At 61.2% G+C, this 19,067-nt stretch carries 12 protein-coding genes; 7 read left to right on the top strand and 5 right to left on the bottom strand.

What is annotated here, in order from left to right:
* Window positions 1-60 precede the first annotated feature (60 nt).
* From eprS to HU727_RS05410, 3 genes are all read left to right on the top strand, one after another.
* Window positions 61-3,012 (top strand): autotransporter serine peptidase EprS, encoded by a 2,952-nt coding sequence (gene eprS / locus HU727_RS05420; RefSeq protein ID WP_186529296.1) that lies wholly within the window; start codon window positions 61-63, stop codon window positions 3,010-3,012.
* 185 nt (window positions 3,013-3,197) lie between these two features.
* Window positions 3,198-6,275, top strand: a complete 3,078-nt coding sequence (locus HU727_RS05415) for an autotransporter serine protease (protein WP_186528882.1) — start codon at window positions 3,198-3,200, stop codon at window positions 6,273-6,275.
* A gap of 184 nt (window positions 6,276-6,459) precedes the next feature.
* On the top strand, window positions 6,460-8,313 hold the full coding sequence (locus tag HU727_RS05410; RefSeq protein WP_186529288.1) for a polyurethane esterase: 1,854 nt from the start codon (window positions 6,460-6,462) through the stop codon (window positions 8,311-8,313).
* A 142-nt stretch (window positions 8,314-8,455) separates the two neighbouring features.
* On the opposite strand, the gene HU727_RS05405 is transcribed toward HU727_RS05410, so the two are convergent.
* A complete protein-coding gene (locus HU727_RS05405; RefSeq protein ID WP_186528875.1) occupies window positions 8,456-8,680 on the bottom strand; it encodes a YgdI/YgdR family lipoprotein in 225 nt (74 codons plus the stop codon).
* A gap of 192 nt (window positions 8,681-8,872) precedes the next feature.
* On the opposite strand from HU727_RS05405, the gene HU727_RS05400 reads away from it, so the two are divergent.
* The 4 genes from HU727_RS05400 (at window position 8,873) to HU727_RS05385 (ending at window position 15,373) form a co-directional block, all read left to right on the top strand.
* Window positions 8,873-10,525, top strand: a complete 1,653-nt coding sequence (locus HU727_RS05400) for a VRR-NUC domain-containing protein (protein WP_186528873.1) — start codon at window positions 8,873-8,875, stop codon at window positions 10,523-10,525.
* Window positions 10,522-12,852 carry an ATP-dependent DNA helicase gene (locus HU727_RS05395; protein WP_225919774.1) on the top strand — a complete coding sequence of 777 codons (2,331 nt, stop codon included), beginning with the start codon at window positions 10,522-10,524 and terminating at the stop codon, window positions 12,850-12,852. The genes HU727_RS05400 and HU727_RS05395 overlap by 4 nt, the downstream gene beginning before the upstream one ends.
* Window positions 12,845-14,764 carry a hybrid sensor histidine kinase/response regulator gene (locus HU727_RS05390; protein ID WP_186528871.1) on the top strand — a complete coding sequence of 640 codons (1,920 nt, stop codon included), beginning with the start codon at window positions 12,845-12,847 and terminating at the stop codon, window positions 14,762-14,764. Before HU727_RS05395 ends, HU727_RS05390 begins: the two co-directional genes overlap by 8 nt.
* Before the next feature lie 78 nt (window positions 14,765-14,842).
* A complete protein-coding gene (locus HU727_RS05385) occupies window positions 14,843-15,373 on the top strand; it encodes a hypothetical protein (RefSeq protein WP_186528869.1) in 531 nt (176 codons plus the stop codon).
* A gap of 72 nt (window positions 15,374-15,445) precedes the next feature.
* On the opposite strand, the gene HU727_RS05380 is transcribed toward HU727_RS05385, so the two are convergent.
* The 4 genes from HU727_RS05380 to HU727_RS05365 all read right to left on the bottom strand — a co-directional run bounded on the left by HU727_RS05380 (window position 15,446) and on the right by HU727_RS05365 (window position 18,866).
* On the bottom strand, window positions 15,446-15,739 hold the full coding sequence (locus HU727_RS05380) for a hypothetical protein (protein WP_186528867.1): 294 nt from the start codon (window positions 15,737-15,739) through the stop codon (window positions 15,446-15,448).
* Window positions 15,740-15,923: 184 nt separating this feature from the next.
* The gene (locus HU727_RS05375) at window positions 15,924-17,267 is read right to left on the bottom strand and encodes a cation:proton antiporter (RefSeq protein ID WP_186528865.1); all 1,344 of its coding nucleotides are present in this window, start codon (window positions 17,265-17,267) and stop codon (window positions 15,924-15,926) included.
* Between the two features lie 42 nt (window positions 17,268-17,309).
* The gene (locus HU727_RS05370) at window positions 17,310-17,921 is read right to left on the bottom strand and encodes a Yip1 family protein (RefSeq protein ID WP_186528858.1); all 612 of its coding nucleotides are present in this window, start codon (window positions 17,919-17,921) and stop codon (window positions 17,310-17,312) included.
* Between the two features lie 87 nt (window positions 17,922-18,008).
* Window positions 18,009-18,866, bottom strand: a complete 858-nt coding sequence (locus HU727_RS05365; RefSeq protein ID WP_186528856.1) for a glucose 1-dehydrogenase — start codon at window positions 18,864-18,866, stop codon at window positions 18,009-18,011.
* Window positions 18,867-19,067 lie beyond the last annotated feature (201 nt).

The following is a 19,067-nucleotide window of genomic DNA, read 5'->3' as shown; positions in this document are numbered from 1 at the left end:
GTGAGGGAAACAGGCAACACAGCAAAACGACCTGAATAAAACAAGAAGAGAGTGATGAACATGGACGTACGCATCAAACCGATCTCGGTCGGTACCCTGTTGCTTGTGATTTCTACAAACCAGGCTCAGGCCCAGTATCTGGAGTCAGGCCAGCGAGGCGATCCGGCCAGTTGGCGCAGCGCCGAGTTCATGCGTGATTGGGGCCTGGATCGCATGCAGGCGGACCAAGCCTACGCTGCCGGCATTACCGGCAAGGGCGTAAAAATCGGCGCTCTCGACTCCGGTTTCGATGCCAGCCACCCCGAATTCGCCGCCGATCGCTATCACCCGGTATCCGCCAGCGGCAGCTACGTCGACGGCTCGCCGTTCAACGTCGATGGCACGCTCAACCCGAACAACGACTCCCACGGCACCCACGTAGTCGGAACCATGGGCGCTTCGCGCGACGGCAGCGGCATGCACGGTGTGGCCTATAACGCGCAAATTTACGTCGGCAACACCAACAAGAACGACAGTTTCCTGTTCGGCCCCAGCCCGGATCCGCGTTATTTCAAAGCGGTCTACAACAGCCTGGCCGACGCCGGCGTCCGGGCGATCAATAACAGCTGGGGCAGTCAGCCGCCGGATGTCAGCTATCGCACCTTGGCGGATCTGCACGCGGCGTACGCCCAGCATTGGAACAAAGGCACCTGGCTCGATGCCGCTGCCGATGTGTCGCGGCGCGGCGTGATCAACGTGTTCAGCGCCGGTAACAGCGGCTACCCCAACGCCAGCGTGCGTTCAGCGCTGCCGTATTTTCAGCCGGATCTGGAAGGCCACTGGCTGGCGGTGTCCGGGCTCGATCAGAGCAATCAGCAGAAATACAACCAGTGCGGCATCGCCAAGTATTGGTGCATCACCACGCCGGGCGCGAAGATCGACAGCACAGTCCCCGGTGGCGGTTACGCGATCAAATCCGGCACCTCAATGGCCGCACCGCACGCAACCGGCGCGCTGGCGCTGGTGATGGAACGCTATCCGTACATGAATAATCAGCAAGCGCTGCAAGTGCTGCTGACCACCGCCACTCAACTGGACGGCTCGGTGACCGATGCGCCGACTGAGCGGCTCGGCTGGGGCGTGGCCAATCTCAGCCGGGCGATGCGCGGGCCGGGGCAATTGCTCGGTGAGTTCGACGCCAACCTGGGCGCAGGGCAGCGCGACGTGTGGAGCAATGACATCTCCGACAAGGCGCTGCTCCAGCGTCAAGGCGAAGACCTCGCCGAGCACAGCGCCTGGCAGCAAACCCTGCAGGACAAAGGCTGGCAGAACGGCGTTCCGGCCGGCGCCAGTCATCAGGACCAGACCGACTATGCAGTGGGCATGGCCCGTGATTCAGCAGCGGCGGGGCGCGTGTATCAGGGCAGCCTGATCAAGTCCGGCGAAGGCCAGCTGCTGCTCAGCGGCGCAAACACTTATCGCGGCCCAACCACGGTCAACGGCGGGATGCTGACAGTCAACGGTTCGCTCGCATCAGCCGTCACCGTCAATAACAACGCTGCCCTCGGCGGTACCGGACGCATCGCGTCGCTGACGGCCAATAGCGGCGGGCGTGTCGCGCCGGGCAACTCCATCGGCACCTTGAATGTGGACGGTGACGTGACGTTCACTGCGGGTTCGACTTACGCCGTTGAACTGTCTTCAGCGAGCAGCGATCGCATCGTTGCCGGCGGCACGGCGAACATCGGCGGCGCCACCGTCAGCCTGTCGTTGGAGAACAGCCCGACATTGCTCAGCACGGCTGAAGCGCAAAGCCTGCTCGGCCGTCAGTACAACATCCTGCAGGCAGCCGGCGGCATTCAGGGGCAGTTTGATGCGGTGCTGCCCAATTATCTGTTCATCGGCGGCAGCCTCGACTATGCCGCGACCGGCATTGAGCTGAACATCGAACGCAACGCGACGAGCTTCGCCAGCGTCGGACAAACGCCGAATCAGCGCTCGGTCGCGGCGGCGGTCGAACGTTTGGGTGCGGGCAACGCTGTCTACGAAAGCCTGCTGCGCACGCCCACCCCGACCTCGGCGCAGCAAGCCTTTCAGCAATTGTCCGGCGAGATCTACCCGGCGCTGGGTACGATGCTGATCAACGACAGCCGCCAGTTGCGCGATGCGGTTGGCGAGCGCCTGCACGACGACTCCTCCGCCCGGAGCAATGGCTGGATCAAGGCGCTCGGTGCTTGGGGCCGCACTGATTCAAGCCACGACAGCGCGGGTTACAACACTTCGATCGGCGGCTTGCTGGCGGGTGTTGACGGCGCAGTGGACGAGCACACTCGCATCGGTCTGGTGACCGGTTACAGTGACAGTTCGCTGAGCATGGGCGCGGGCACGCACTCCTCGGCGAAAGTCGACAGCTATCATTTGGGCGCTTATGCCGGGCACGACATCGGCGCCTGGCGCTTGAGTACAGGCGCGGCGTACAGCTGGCATCGCGGCGATGTGAAACGCGATCTGCAATACGACGAAGTCAGCGCCAAACAAAAAGCCAAGGTCGATGCGACCACCACCCAGGTCTTTGGCGAGGCAGCGTATCGGTTGCAGCTTCAGCCTCTGGCGGTGGAACCGTTTGCCAACCTGACCTACCTGCACCTCGACACCGAAGGCTTCACCGAAAAGGGTGACGCCGCCGCGCTGAAAAGCGCCGGCGATCGTCGCGATGTGGTGTTGAGCACGCTGGGTGCGCGCGCGATCAAGACGTTCAACCTGTCGAACCAGCAAACACTGGACGTCAGCGCCCGTCTCGGCTGGCAGCACAGCCTGAGCGACATCGAATCAGAACAGCATCTGCGCTTCGCCAGCGTCGGCACGCCATATTCGGTGGAGAGTTCGGCCCTGGTACGTGATGCCGCGCTGGTTGGCGTGCAGGCCAGCCTGGCCTTGAGTAAAGACGTGCGGGTCAACCTTGACTACAACGGGCAACTGGCCAGCCGCGAGAAGCTGCATGGCGTTGGGTTGAGTCTGGATTGGCAGTTCTGACTGTACGCAACATACCTGCTCGTTTCTGTACCGATCGTTCCTACGCTCCGCGTGGGAATGCAGCCCGTGACGCTCCGCGTCACTGGACGCGGAGCGTCCCCAGAGGCATTCCCACGCAAAGCGTGGGAACGATCAGGTCAGGTCGGCAAACGGATTTTTCGCAACATCACTAAGGAAGGTCGTGGATGAATAACAACAATACCCCCGCGCAATCGGGTGGCTGCTTTGTCTTGAAAACCCTGACGCTGGCGATGCTCTGTGCCAGCGCAACGGTGCACGCTGCGCCTTACGTGGAAAACGGCCGCAGCGGCGATCCGTCGAGTTGGCGCAGCAACGAGTTCCGGGCTGACTGGGGGCTGGGCGCGATCGGTGCAGATCATGCCTACGCCGCCGGTTACACCGGTAAAGGCGTAAAACTGGGCATTTTCGATCAGCCGGTCTACGCCGCGCACCCGGAGTTCTCCGGCAATAACAAAGTGATCACGTTGGTCACCAGCGGCATCCGCGAATACACGGACCCGTACATCCCGGTGAAGGCCGGTGATGCGTTTCTGTACGACGGTTCACCCTCGGTCGGTTCCAACGGCAAGCTCGGTGCGCACGGCACACACGTTGGGGGTATCGCGGCAGGCAGCAGGGACGGCGGCGTGATGCACGGCGTCGCGTTCGGCGCGCAGATCATCAGCGCCGACAACGGCGACCCTGGCCCGGAAGACGGCATCGTCCGAGGCAACGATGGCGCCGTGTACAAGGCCGGCTGGGATGCGCTGATCGCCAGCGGCGCGCGAATCATCAACAACAGCTGGGGCATCGGCATCACCGACCGCTTCGATCTGGGCGGCCGTGATCCGGCGTACCCGCATTTCACCGTCAATGACGCGCAGTTGCAGTTCAACGAAATCCGCACGCTGCTTGGCACCAAGCCCGGCGGCGCCTATGACGGTGCGATTGCCGCCGCGCGCAGCGGCATCGTGACGATTTTCGCCGCCGGCAACGACTACAACCTCAACAACCCGGATGCCATCGCCGGCCTCGGCTACTTCGTGCCGGACATCGCGCCGAACTGGATTACCGTCGCCGCGCTGCAGCAGAACCCGGATCTGGCCAGCGCCAATCCGTATGTGATCAGCACGTTCTCCTCGCGCTGCGGCTATACCGCGAGTTACTGCGTGTCGGCCCCGGGCACGAAAATCTACAGCTCGATCATCGAAGGCACCAACGCTGGCAACCTCACCACCAGCTACGCCAATTACAACGGCACCTCAATGGCGGCACCGCACGTCGCCGGTTCCATCGCGGTGCTGATGGAGCGCTTTCCGTACATGACCGGGGATCAGGTCGCCACGGTATTGCGCACGACCGCCACCGACCTCGGCGCGCCGGGCATCGACGCCCTGTATGGCTGGGGCATGATCAATCTGCGCAAAGGGATCGATGGTCCGTCGATGTTCGTCACTGAGCAGGACATTCCCGAGGAATTCCGCGTTCAGGGCGCTTATGGCTCCGGCCAGTTTGTCGCGGACCTGCCAGGCATCGGCGCGATCATCGATCAGGGCAAACCCACCGAGCGGGTGTGCACCGACATCACCTGCGGCCTCGACACCTGGCGCAACGACATTGGCGGCCACGGCGGTTTGACCAAACAGGGCATCGGCACCCTGGTGCTGACCGGCAACAACACTTACAGCGGCCCGACCCTGATCAATCAGGGCCGACTGGCGATCAACGGATCGCTGCAATCGGCGGTCACTGTGAATGACGGCGGCATCCTCGGCGGTAACGGTCGTATCGGCGCGCTGGCGGTCAACAGTGGCGGTACGGTTGCGCCGGGCAATTCCATCGGCACCCTGAACGTGGCCGGGGACGTGACCTTTGCGCCGGGTTCGACCTACGCCGTAGAGTTGTCGCCGACGAGCAGCGATCAGATCGTTGCGACCGGCAAAGCGGTCGTCGAAGGCGCCACGGTGAGCATGTCGCTGGAGAACAGCCCGACCTTGCTCAGTACCGGCGAAGTGCAGCGCTTGCTCGGCACGCGCTACAACATCCTGCAAGCGGCGGGTGGCATTGAAGGGCGCTTCGGTCAGGTGTTGCCGGATTACGCGTTCCTTGGCGGTACGCTCGATTACTCGGCCGGCGGTATTCAACTGGCGGTCGGACGTAACGCGGCGTCGTTCGCCAGTGTCGGTCTGACGCCGAACCAGCGCGCCGTGGGTGCCGCTGCCGAGCGTCTGGGCGCGGGCAATGCGCTGTTCGAAACCCTGCTGCTGTCGCCCAACGCGGCGTCGGCGCAGCAGGCCTTTCAACAGTTGTCCGGTGAGATCCACCCGGCCATCGGTACGCTGCTGATCAATGACAGCCGTTACCTGCGTGAAGCGGTGGGCGAGCGCCTGCGTGAGCGCGATCTGTTCAATGCCGATGCGCCAACGGATGATCGCAGCAATGCCTGGGTCAAAGTGCTGGGTTCGTGGGGCGAGAGCGACGGCGGGCATGACAATGCCGACTCCAACAGTTCCATTGGCGGGCTGCTGGCCGGTGTCGACGGTTTGATCGCTGAAGACACGCGCCTGGGCTTCGTTACCGGTTACAGCGATAGCTCGTTGAGCATGGGCAGCGGAACGCATTCGTCGGCATCGGTCGACAGCTACCACCTGGGCGCTTATGTGGGCCATGAAATCGACGCACTGCGCCTGACCGTCGGTGGCGCCTACAGCTGGCATCGCATCGATGTGAAGCGTGATCTGCAGGTGGGCGATGTCAGCAGTAAACAGAAAACCAAGCGGGATGCGAGCACGGCGCAACTGTTCACCGAGGCCGCATACGATCTGGGCCTGCAACCGATGAATCTGGAGCCGTTCGCCAACCTGTCCTACGTCCACCTCAACACCGACAGCTTCACTGAAAAAGGCGACGCCGCTGCGCTGAAGGGGGGCGAGGACAACCGCGATGTGGTGCTCTCGACCCTTGGTGTGCGGGCCAAGCGCAGCTTCGCCTTGTCGGACCAGCATCAACTGGAACTGGGCGCAAGCCTTGGCTGGCAGCACAACCTGAGTGACGTCGATGCCGACAGTCACCTGGCCTTTGCCAACGGTAACAGCGCGTTCACCGTGCAAAGTGTGTCGATGGATCGTGATGCAGCGGTCGTTGGCGTTCGCGCCGGGCTCGCGCTCAATCGAGACGTGCGGGTCAACCTGGATTACAACGGGCTGATCGGCTCGAATGAGAAGGATCATGGCGTGGGTCTGACCCTCGACTGGCAGTTCTGAGGCGTATACGTGATCGTTCCCACGCTCTGCGTGGGAATGCAGCCGGGGACGCTCTGCGTCCCAAAAGATCGCAGCCTTCGGCAGCTCCTTTAGAGGATGTGCAAAACGTAATGAATGCTCCGGAGCCTCGCGCTCTGGCTGTGAGCTATCTCTGACAATTCCAACAACAAGAGAGGCAATGGCAATGGGTGTGTATGACTACAAGAACTTCGGTACGGCCGATTCCACGGCGTTGTTCAGCGATGCCATGGCGATCACGCTGTATTCCTACCACAACCTGGACAACGGCTTCGCCGCCGGTTACCAGCACAACGGTTTCGGCCTCGGCCTGCCGGCCACGCTGGTCACCGCACTGATTGGCGGCATCGATTCGCAAGGGGTGATTCCTGGCATCCCCTGGAACCCCGACTCGGAAAAGCTCGCGCTTGAGGCCGTGCAGAAAGCCGGCTGGACACCGATCACCGCCGCGCAACTGGGTTACGACGGCAAGACCGACGCACGCGGGACGTTCTTTGGAGAAAAGGCTGGTTACACCAGCGCGCAAGTGGAAATCCTCGGCAAGTACGACGCTCAGGGTCATCTGACCGAACTGGGCATTGCCTTTCGCGGCACCAGCGGCCCGCGGGAAATTCTTATCGGTGACTCGATTGGCGACGTGATCAACGATCTGCTCGCTGCGTTCGGGCCGGCCGATTACGCGAAAAACTACGTCGGCGAAGCGTTTGGCAATCTGCTCAACGACGTCGTCGCCTTCGCTCAGGCCAACGGCCTCAGCGGCAAGGACGTGCTGGTCAGCGGCCACAGCCTCGGCGGCCTGGCAGTCAACAGCATGGCCGATTTGAGCGGCGGCAAGTGGGGCGGTTTTTTTGCAGACGCCAACTACATCGCCTACGCCTCGCCCACCCAGAGCAGCACCGACAAAGTGCTCAACATCGGTTATGAAAACGACCCGGTGTTTCGTGCGCTTGACGGCTCGACCTTCACCAGCGCCTCGGTGGGCGTGCACGATGCACCGCATGCTTCGACGGCCGACAACATCGTCAGCTTCAACGATCACTACGCCTCGACTGCCTGGAACGTGCTGCCGTATTCGATCCTGAATATCCCGACGTGGATTTCGCACCTGCCCACCGGTTATGGCGACGGCATGACTCGCGTAATGGAATCGAAGTTCTACGACCTGACCAGCCGCGATTCGACGATCATTGTCGCCAATCTGTCCAACCCGGCACGGGCCAATACCTGGGTGCAAGACCTCAACCGCAATGCCGAAACCCACAAGGGCAGCACGTTCATCATCGGCAGCGACGGCAACGACTTGATCCAGGGCGGGGGCGGCAATGACTATCTGGAAGGTCGCGCCGGCAACGACAGCTTTCGTGACAGCGGCGGCTACAACGTCATTCTGGGCGGGCAGGGCAGCAATACGCTCGACTTGCAGCAGACGATAAAGCACTTTGATTTCGCCAATGACGGCGCCGGCAACCTGTACATCCGCGATGCCAGCGGCGGGATCAGCCTCACCCGTGACATCGGCAGCTTCGTCTCCAGGGAACCGGGTTTTCTCTGGGGCGTGTTCAAGGATGATGTGGTGCACAGCGTCACATCCGCAGGACTGAAAGTCGGCAATAACCTCACCGCGTATGAATCGAGCGTTAAAGGCGCGGCCGGCGCCGATACGCTCAAGGCGCACGCTGGCGGCGACTGGCTGTTCGGGCTGGAGGGCAATGATCATTTGCTCGGTGGGGCGGGCAATGACGTGTTTGTCGGCGGCGCCGGGAATGATCTGCTGGAATCGGGTGGCGGGACGGATACTTTCCTGTTCAATGGCGCGTTTGGCCAGGATCGGGTGGTTGGCTATACGGCCGATGACAAATTGGTGTTTCTCGGGGTGCAGGGCGTGTTGCCCGGCGATGACTTCCGCGCGCATGCGTCGGCGGTGGGGCAGGATACGGTTTTGACGTTTGGTGGGGATTCGGTCACGTTGGTGGGGGTGGCGCCTGGCAGCCTCAACAGCGATGGGATCGTGATCGCCTGATGGTTATGCGGCGCCAGTAATGGCGCCATCGCTGGCAGGCCAGCTCCCACAGGGTCCGAGTCGTACATCCACTCTGTGAACGACATGAGACCTGTGGGAGCGGGCTTGCCCGCGATTGAACGATAATGCGGTAATGATCGGATCAGTCTTCCTTGCGAACGGTCGCCACTTCATCAGCGCGAACCTTGACCTTGGCTCCGGAGATGTCCTCGAACTCGTAGAAGCCGTCTTCGGTCTCGGTTTTCGGCATGTCCTCGGTCAGGTACTGGGTGCCGTTCTGCAGCGTCACCACGGTCTGGGTCGAGCAACCGCCCAGGGCCAACAGGGCTGCGACCGCCATCGGGATACCCAGCATCTTGATATTCATACCCACCTTTGACTCCTTAGCGATGTGATTACGGGCATTGTCCGCCCTCTAACGCGGTTGGTGCCATCATTGGCGGAAAAGTTCGATGACGGCGCGAAAAAATGCCATTGATCTTTTTCCGTTTGCGCCGGGCGGGGCTGAGCTGGTATCTGTACGCATAACCAGTATTGCTTGCCGTGGCTTTGAATTTCCGTGACCCCCAATCCGCTCGACGACCCGTTCTATTACCTCAACAACTTCCGGCAAGTGCTTGATTGGCTTGAGCTTCGTTATGCCGATGTGATGAGTCAAACCGAGCACGGGTTTATTCGCGACTTCAACAGCTTGCCGCTGGCCTCGCAGGGTTTGCTGGTGCGCATGGTCATGCGCAAGGGCATTCATTTTCGCGCAAGCAAACTCAACTACGTGGAAATCGGCGACATCGCTGAGGCGGCGCTGCCGTTGCTCGATCATGGCTGGCTCGACGAACACGCGGCGCTGACACTGGCAGAACTGTTCGACGTCTTGCTCAAGGCCGAGCTTGTGCAAGCCTTCGGCGCCTTCATCGACCATCCGAAAGGGCGCAAGGACGACTGGCTGCCGCAACTGGCCGAACAGTTCGCCGAACCACAAACCCTGCGCGACTGGGCGCCGCAATTGGCTGACCGGCTATTCAGCCTGACCCTGATGGATCTGTGCGATCGCCTGCGCCTGATGTTCTTCGGCAACCTTTATCAGGACTGGTCCGAGTTCGTGCTGGCCGACCTTGGTATCTTCACTTATGAAAAGGTCGAGTTCTGCGCCGATTCTCGAGGCCTGCGCAGCCGTGAAGACGTCGATGCCTGCCTGTTCCTGCACCAGTGCCAACTGCGCTTCGAGGCCGGCGAGCCGCTGCAGGAGATTGTCGAACAGATCAGTGCCGTGCATTTCGACAATCCGTGGCTGCAACGTCGGCGCGCCAAGGCGCTGTTTCAGATCGGCGAGTATGGCGAGCGCATCGGTGATTTCGCCCTGGCGCTGAGCGTTTACCGTGACTGCGCCTACCCGGGGGCGCGACTGCGCATGATCCGTGTGCTTGAACGTTGCGGCGAATACGCGCGGGCGCTGGAACTGGGCACATTGGCCGAACAGGCACCGCAAAGCGCCGCCGAACAACAAGGCCTGCAACGCATCGTGCCGCGCCTGCGACGCAAACTCGGAGGCCCGCCGCTCAAGCGTGCCAAGGCCCGTGCGGTCGAGCGTCTGGACCTGCACTTGCCGCGTACCGATCCGGCGCTGTCGGTCGAATTCCACGTGCAAGCGCACCTGCATGATGACGATGGGCCCGTGCATTACGTCGAAAACAGCCTGATCAATTCGCTGTTCGGCCTGTTGTGCTGGCCGGCGATCTTCGCGCCGTTGCCAGGAGCGTTTTTCCACCCGTTCCAGCGCGGCCCGGTCGATCTGTTGAGCGAAGATTTTCTTGTGCGCCGCGCCGATTTGTTTCAAGCCTGCCTGGGTGAACTCGACGACGGCCGCTACGCCGATACGATCCGCCAGCGCTTCATTGAAAAGTGGGGCATTCAGTCGCCGTTCGTGTTCTGGGGCGCACTCAATGAAGCCTTGCTGGAACAGGCGTTGGCCTGCCTGCCCGCCGAGCACCTCAAGCACTGGTTCAATCGCCTGCTGGTCGACATCAAGGCCAACCGCGCCGGCATGCCGGATCTGATCCAGTTCTGGCCGCAGCACAAAACCTACCGGATGATCGAAGTCAAAGGCCCCGGCGACCGTTTGCAGGACAATCAACTGCGCTGGCTGGAGTTCTGCCACGAGCACCAGATGCCGGTGGCCGTGTGCTACGTGCAATGGTCGGAGCAGAGCGCTTGAGTTACAGCGTTGCCGTACGCGCATTGTGCGAGTTCACCGCCAAGACCGGCGACCTCGACCTGCGTTTCACCCCATCGCCCACGGCGCTGGAAGGCATTGCCGGGCATCGCACCGTGGCGTCGCGGCGCAGCGAGAAATACCAGAGCGAAGTGGCGCTGCAAGGCGAGTTCGGCACGCTGCGGGTCAAGGGCAGGGCGGATGGGTACGATCCCGCGCAAAACTGCCTGGAAGAAGTCAAAACCTACCGGGGCGACCTGAGCAAGCAACCGGCCAATCACCGCCAGTTGCACTGGGCACAGGCGAAGATTTACGGCTGGTTGATGTGCCAGAAACTGCAGCTTGAGCGGATCAACCTGGCGCTGGTGTATTTCGACATTGTCAGCGAAAAGGAAACCTGTCTGCTCGAGTCGTACAGTGCCGAGGCACTGAAGGTGTTTTTCGATACGCAGTGCGGCTTGTTCCTGCAGTGGGCCGAGCAGGAAATGGCTCACCGCGAGGCGCGCAATCTGGCAGCGCAGCAACTGACGTTTCCCCATGCCGATTTCCGTCCGGGCCAGCGGCATCTGGCCGAGTCGGTGTTCAAGGCCGTCAGCACCGGACGCTGCCTGATGGCGCAGGCGCCCACCGGCATTGGCAAAACCCTCGGCACGCTGTTCCCGATGCTCAAGGCACTGGCGCCGCAGCAACTGGACAAGGTGTTTTTCCTCACCGCCAAGACCCCGGGGCGCAAACTGGCGCTGGATGCCAGCCAGGTGTTATTCCGACAGGCGTCGGACTTGCCGCTGCGGGTCATGGAAATGATCGCCCGCGACAAGGTTTGCGAACATCCGGACAAGGCCTGTCATGGCGAATCCTGCCCGCTGGCCCAGGGCTTTTATGATCGTCTGCCGGCGGCACGTGAAGCCGCCAGCCAGATCAATCTGCTGGATCAGGCGGCGATGCGTGAAGTCGCTGCGCAACACGCGGTGTGTCCGTACTACCTGAGCCAGGAAATGGCCCGTTGGGCGGATGTGGTGGTCGCCGACTACAACTATTACTTCGATTTCAGCGCGCTGCTGTTCGGTCTGGCCCAGCTCAATCAATGGAAAGTCGCGGTGCTGGCCGACGAGGCGCATAACCTGGTCGAGCGCGGTCGCCAGATGTACAGCGCCAGTCTCGACCAGTTCAATCTCGGCACCGTGCGCAAGACTGCGCCCGCCGCACTGAAGAAATCCCTGCAGCGGGTCAACCGTGAATGGAACGCGCTGCACGCGCCGCAACGGGTGGCGTATCAGGCGTATGACAAGGCGCCGGACAAACTCCTGCAAGCGATTTCGCTGTGCTGCGCGGCCATTGGCGACTATCTCAATGAGCATCCGCAAGGCCTCGACAGCGGCCTGCAGAACTTCTATTTCGATCTGCTGCAATTTGGCCGGGTGGCTGAGCTGTACGACGAGCATTATCTGTTCGACATCAGCAAACGCGACCTCGACCGCAAGCAACCGTTGTCACAACTGTACCTGCGCAACGTGGTGCCGGCCGCGTTCATCGGGCCGCGCCTGACAGCGGCGCGCAGCAGCGTGCTGTTTTCGGCCACGCTGAGTCCGCGCAACTATTACGCCGACCTGCTCGGCACCCCGGCCGACACGGTGTGCATCGACGTCGAGTCGCCGTTCAGTGCCGAGCAACTGCAGGTGAGCATCGTCAGCCAGATTTCCACGCGTTTCAATCATCGCCATGCCTCGCTGGAGCCCATCGTCGAGCTGATCGCCCGTCAGTTCAGCGAGCGGCCGGGTAACTATCTGGCGTTCTTCAGCAGTTTCGATTACCTGCAACAGGTCGCGACGCTGCTGGCCGAGCGGCATCCGCACGTCACGCAGTGGCAACAATCGAGGGGCATGGCCGAGGCCGCGCGGCAGGCGTTTCTTGACCAGTTCAGCGCGGGCAGCCAGGGCGTCGGATTTGCGGTGCTGGGCGGCGCGTTCGGTGAGGGCATCGATTTGCCCGGTACGCGGCTGATCGGTGCGTTCATCGCCACGTTGGGGCTGGCGCAGCTCAACCCGGTCAATGAGCAGATGAAGCGGCGCATGGCGGCCATCTTTGGTGCCGGGTATGACTACACCTATCTGTATCCGGGCTTGCAAAAAGTCGTGCAGGCGGCCGGTCGGGTGATTCGTACCCGCGAGGATCGCGGCGTGGTCATGCTGATCGATGACCGCTTTGCCGAAAGCCGCATCAGGCAATTGCTGCCGCGCTGGTGGGCGATCAACAGTGAACCGGTATTTTTCAAATCGGCGGATTCACGCATACTTCAGCCCATGACAGTGGCTGGTGAGTGTGATGAGTGAAAACAACAAAACCGCAGCGATCGAAGACAGCCGCTTCCGGCTGCTGATCGACGCGGTTGTCGACTATGCGATCTACATGATCGACCCCGACGGCATCATCACCAGCTGGAACTCCGGCGCCAAACGCTTCAAGGGTTACGAAGAGGCGGAAATCCTCGGCGAGCACTTCTCGCGCTTTTATACCGCTGATGATCGCGCCAAGGGGATGCCGCAACGGGCACTCGATACGGCGATCCGCGAAGGTCGTTTCGAAGGCGAAGGCTGGCGGGTGCGCAAGGACGGTACGCACTTCTGGTCGCACGTGGTGATCGATCCGATCATCGACCCCAACGGTCAACTGCTGGGCTTCGCCAAGATCACCCGCGATCTGACCGACCGCAAAATGGCCGAAGAAACCCTCAAACAAAGCGAACAGCAGTTCCGCCTGCTGGTTCAGGGGGTCACCGATTACGCGATTTACATGCTCAGCCCCCATGGTTGCGTGAGCAACTGGAACCAGGGCGCCCAGCGCATCAAGGGCTATTTGCCGGAAGAGATCATCGGCCAGCATTTTTCGATTTTCTACACCCCCGAGGATCGCGAGGCGGGCGAGCCGCAGCGCGCGCTGGAGATCGCCACCCGGGAAGGTCGTTTCGAGAATCGCAGCTGGCGAATGCGCAAGGACGGCACGCGTTTTCTGGCCCATGTGGTGGTCGATGCGATTCGCGGCGACACCGGCGCCTTGTTGGGTTTTGCCAAGATCACCCGCGATGTGACCGAGGCCCATGAGGCACAGCAAGCGCTGGAGAAAACCCGCGAGGCGTTGTTCCAGGCGCAGAAGATGCAGGCTATCGGGCAGCTCAGCGGCGGCATCGCCCATGATTTCAATAACTTGCTGACGGTGATCCTGGGTAATCTCGAGATTGTGCAGAAGCGCATTGGCGACGCCCCGAAGATTGCCCGCTTGCTGGAAAACGCCACCCAGGGCGCCTTGCGCGGTGTCTCGCTGACCCAGCGCATGCTGGCGTTTGCCCGTCGTCAGGAGCTCAAGACCGAGTCGGTCGATATCCCGCAACTGGTGCAAGGCATCACCGGGTTGTTGCGCAGCTCGTTGGGACCGGGGATTCGCATCGAAACGCACTTCCCCGAGGATTTGCAGCCGGTGCTCGCCGACAGCAATCAGCTGGAACTGGCCATCCTCAATCTGGCGACCAACGCACGCGATGCCATGCCAGAGGGCGGCACGGTGATTATTGAGGCACAAGCAGAAGTGGTGCTTGAACAAAGTCACGCGACGTTGGCGGCAGGTCGTTACGTTTGCGTCAGCCTGATCGACAGCGGCGAAGGCATGGACGAGGCCACGCTCGCCTGCGCCCGCGACCCGTTCTTCACCACCAAGGGGTTAGGCAAAGGCACCGGGCTGGGCTTGTCGATGGTGCATGGCTTCATCGAGCAGTTGGGCGGCCGGTTCATTCTCAAGAGCGAGAAGGGCCATGGCACGGCAGCCGAGTTATGGATCCCCGTGGCCCTTGAGCGTGCGGCCAGCCGACCTGTGTACGCAAACGCTGCGCCGCTCACGGTGCCGAGGCTCAGTGTGCTGGTGGTCGATGACGATTCGCTGGTGCTGACCAGCACCAGCCTGCTGCTCGAAGATCTTGGTCACCGCGTGATCGGTGCAACTTCCGGCGCCCAGGCGTTGGCGTTGATCGATCAGGGGGAAGTGGTCGATCTGATGATCACAGACATGGCGATGCCGCACATGAGCGGTGCGCAACTGGCTCACGCCGTGCGAATGCTCAAGCCGGACTTGCCGATCATTCTGGCCACCGGTTACGCCGAACGGCTGGAGGGCTTCGCCGCGCAATTGCCGCGCCTGCCTAAACCGTTTACCCAGCTGAATCTGGTACAGATCATCGCTCAGTCAATGAAGTGACTCGCTGGTCGATCCGGCTGAACTTGTCCTGAGCGGCGGCTTTCCAAAAGACTTATTCACTTTTGGAGGGCGCGTCTTTTGTCTCGCATATTGACCCAGCCGACCGCTGAAGAAACCCTGACCGAACATAACGCCAAAATGTTCGGTTCGCCCAAGGAGCGGCTGGACTTCTATCGTCGGGAAATCCAGTACGAAACCAGCATCCTAGCCAACCGCACCGACGCTTATCTGGCGGCGCAGTCGTTTCTGGTGATCGCCTTCGCGTCATGCATGGCTAACCTCAATCCGGAATGGGGGAAGATGTTTACCTTGGTCGTACCGCCGTTTTTGGCATTGCTGGGGGTGCTGAGTTCACTCAACGCCTGGCCTGGCATTCGCGCGGCGTACGACATCATCGATCACTGGCATTTCAAACAGAGCCAGTTGTTGCACGCCGAGCCGGTCATGGGCCTGGCCTACGACGAGTCGCCGCTGTTCAGCGAGGTCGAGTCGTCGCACAAGGGTTATCGCAAGTCGCTGCTGTTTTCCTTGCGCACGCCTTGGATCTTCGCCACTTTCTGGGTGATGTTGGGGGTGTATGCGGTGTTTATTCAGGTGACCAATCCGTGAAGTAGATTGGCGCTGGCTGTTTCAAGGTATGGAAGCTTGCCCCTCTCCCTCGGGAGAGGGGTCATAACACGCTTACGCCGTTTCCAGCTCACGCCGCGTTTGCACCGCATTCTGCACCGCCGATGGAATTGGCGGGAAATCTTCATTCAACACACAGAGATGATCGATGGCGTCTTCAAATTTCGCGTCGGCTTTCTTGCGCAGTGCTCGATATTGCTCGAATCGTTCGAAATCCGTGGGCGTCTGTTCAAGCAGCTCGTTTGCCGCTCGATTCAGAGCATGGGCTTCTTCAAACAGTTGACGATTGCGTTCCAGAGCCAGTGCTCTGCAAGCCTTGATTTGCGCAGGAGTCGAGCATTCGTTCATGACCGTGACCTTAAAGTTATCGAGGTTCCGTTTAATAGGCTGTTCACCGCAGGGGAACCGAACCTGCCGGGCCGCGCTGGATGATTGGCGCGGTTAAGGTTGTGACCTTGGGGTCACGCCGGGCGATCCATTTATTTTCAGAAAAAAGTTCGATCATTTCCTGCGAAACGAAGCGGTCGAAAAATCAGCTTTTTCGTTGTTTCAGCCGTTCATACCGCGCGAGCATCGGCTGCGTGCTGACGCCATGCAGCAATATGCTCAGGGCCACCACCGATAACGTGATGTTGGCGCAGACCGTCGCCACGTCGGCGTCCAGGCCGTGGTTCAACGCGAAGAAGAGATAAAACAGACTGCCAATGCCACGAATGCCGAACCAGCCAACCAATAGGCGCTGCGGGCCGCTGAGCAAGTTCCCCCACGGCATCAGCGCAACGCTCAACGGGCGAATCAGGCAAAACAGTACCGCGCCGATCCACAGCGCCCGCCAGTCCCAGTGCGCGATCAACACGACGCCGAGCAGCGTCACCAAAAACACTTCCATCGCACGCTCCACAAGGCTTCCAAAAGCCAGCATGTCGCCCATCATGATGCCCGCCGCGACCTGACTGTCTTCAAGTTCTTGTGTGTCGCCATGCACGGCGTGCTGCGGCTCGACGTGTTGGTGGCCGACCACCGGCTGCACCAGATGCTCAGCCGGCGGCTGGGCGACACCTGTGGATTTGACCTCTTCCTGACGCAGACCGAGGCCGGCCGCAAACACCGCTAAAAAGCCGTAGCCGCCGATTGCATCGGCCACCACGTAGGACAGCGCAATCAACGCCAGCGTCAGATAGTCATTCGGGCCGAGGGTGCTGTCCTCGTTGTGAATGCGCAGCGAGAGCGCGATGCGACCGATGCCCCGGCCCATCCAGTAACCGGTCAACAAGCCCGCCGGCACTGCCCACAACAAACTTCGAAGTACCCAGTGCTGCCACTCGCCGGCACTGCCGTCACCGTGCAGCAACAGCAGCCCGAGAATTACGAATGGAAAGGCCACTCCGTCATTAAGCCCGGCTTCACCGGACAGGCCGAAGCGGACGCTGTCGACATCTTGCGCGTCGTTAACCTGCACCAACGCGGCGAGTACCGGATCGGTCGGGGCCAGGATCGCGCCGATCAGCACCGAAGGCCCCCACGGCAATTGCAGTCCCCAGTGCAACAGTACCGACACGCCGAAAATCGTCAGGATCATCACCGGCCCCGCCAGGCCAAAGGCGATGCGCCAGGTTTTGTGGCCCAGCGGCAGACGCAGTTTCAGGCCGCAGACGAATAACGAAAAGAGCACCGCGACTTCCGTCAGGTGCTCCATCCACAGCGAGGATTGTTCCAGCGACAGTTCCAGCAGGTTGAGGCCGCTGGGGCCGATGGCGATGCCCAGCAGCAGGCACACCGCTGAGGTGGTGACCGGCAGCCAGCGCAACCAGGAAGACGTCAGGGCCAATGTCAGCAGCACCGCGCCGAGCACCGCGACCCACACGCCGAAACTCATGTGCCCTCGCCGAGCTGGATGTTCAAGGGCAGCCGCACCGGGTCAGCTCACAGTCGTGCGCAGGTACTCGGGGATGAGCACGTTGAACCACAACAGGATCATCGACACCAGCATGGTCACGAGCACCAGCAGGCCGACGCCCCAAACGCAGGCCGCATAGAGCAGGCCTTGTTCCTTGCGTTCATGCATGAAGGTCGGCAGGCCGACGAACAGCAAAAACGTCGAGTAAATCGACGCCGCGCCGAGCACCAGAATCGCCAGCCAGCGGCTCGGATACAGCCCGGCGAATCCGGCAATGAAGAACGGCGTAACGGTATACGCGGCAAAACCGATGCATTGATTGAGCGTGGGCCGCGCGTCAAAGGAACGCGACATCCAGCGAATGAAGCCGCCCATGATCGCGACGCCGGCGACGATTGTTAAATAGAGCAGCACGCTCAGTTGCAGGGCACTGGCGGTGCTCAGCCGTACGGTTTCACCCACTGCCAGACTCCAGCCGACATAGGTGGTGCCAAGGAACAGGCAAATCGCGGGAATCAATGCGAGTAACAGCAGATGGGCGAGGTAGTGGCGGGGATGGGTTTCTTCTTCGCGGCGGATATCGGACCAGGCGAAGGTGGGTTGGGTGAAAAGTCTGACGATGGGGGCGGACATGACGACCTCCTGTTCCTGACGGCCCGTGGGCGCTTACAGGTATGGAGAGGGCATCATGCCGCTGGGTTCAGTTTTTCTGCTGCCGGGTTACAGCATCGGTTTGCCGCCGGTCACGCCGTAGCGCTGACCGGTGATGTAACTGGCTTCGTCGGACGCCAGCAGTACATAAATCGGCGCGACTTCCACCGGTTGGCCTGGGCGGCCGAGCGGGGTGTTGCCGCCGAAATTCTGCACTTCTTCGTCGGGCATGGTCGAGACAATCAGCGGCGTCCAGATCGGGCCTGGTGCCACGCTGTTCACGCGGATTTCCTTGGGCCCGAGCATCTGTGCCAGACCGCCCGTGAAATTGGCAATCGCGCCTTTGGTGGTGGCGTAGGCGAGCAGGGTCGGCTTGGGCATGTCGGAGTTGACCGAGCTGGTGTTGATGATCGACGAGCCGGGACGCATGTGCTTGATCGCCGCCTGGCAGATCCTGAACATGGCGGTGATGTTGACGTCGAACGTCATCACCCATTCGTCATCGGGGATTTCTTCAAACGTTTCGTGGGTCATCTGGAACGCGGCGTTGTTGACCAGAATATCGATACGACCGAAGCGTTCGACGGTCTGGTCGACCAAGGCCTGGCACTGGGCTTTTTCGGCGATATCACCTGGAAGCAGCAGGCATTGACGCCCGGCCTGTTCGACCCAGCGCGCGGTTTCCTTGGCATCCTCATGCTCATTCAGATAAGCCACGGCAACGTCGGCGCCTTCGCGGGCAAATGCAATCGCCACGGCGCGGCCAATGCCGCTGTCGGCACCGGTGATCAGCGCAATTTTGCCGGCCAGCCGGCCCGAGCCGACGTAACTTTGTTCGCCGCAGTCCGGGTATGGCTCCATTTTGCGCTGGGAACCGGGCACCGGTTGGGCTTGTTTCGGGAAGGGTGGTTTTGGATAGTCAGTCATCGCAGGGTCTCCTGATTTCAAGGCCAGTGTTCCGGGTTGACCCGGTGGCTTTGCCTTGAGTTCGATCGGATTTGCGACGGATTTTTGTTGGAGCATGCAAAACCAATGTGGGAGCGAGCCTGCTCGCGAAGGTGCAGTGTCAGTCAACATTCCTGTCGCCTGACACAACGCGTTCGCGAGCAGGCTCGCTCCCACAGAGGG

Source organism: Pseudomonas khorasanensis (genome assembly GCF_014268505.2).
GTDB classification, from domain to species: Bacteria; Pseudomonadota; Gammaproteobacteria; order Pseudomonadales; family Pseudomonadaceae; genus Aquipseudomonas; species Aquipseudomonas khorasanensis.
The sequence above is the reverse complement of the archived record's forward strand: the minus strand, read 5'-3'. Positions and strand labels throughout refer to the sequence as shown.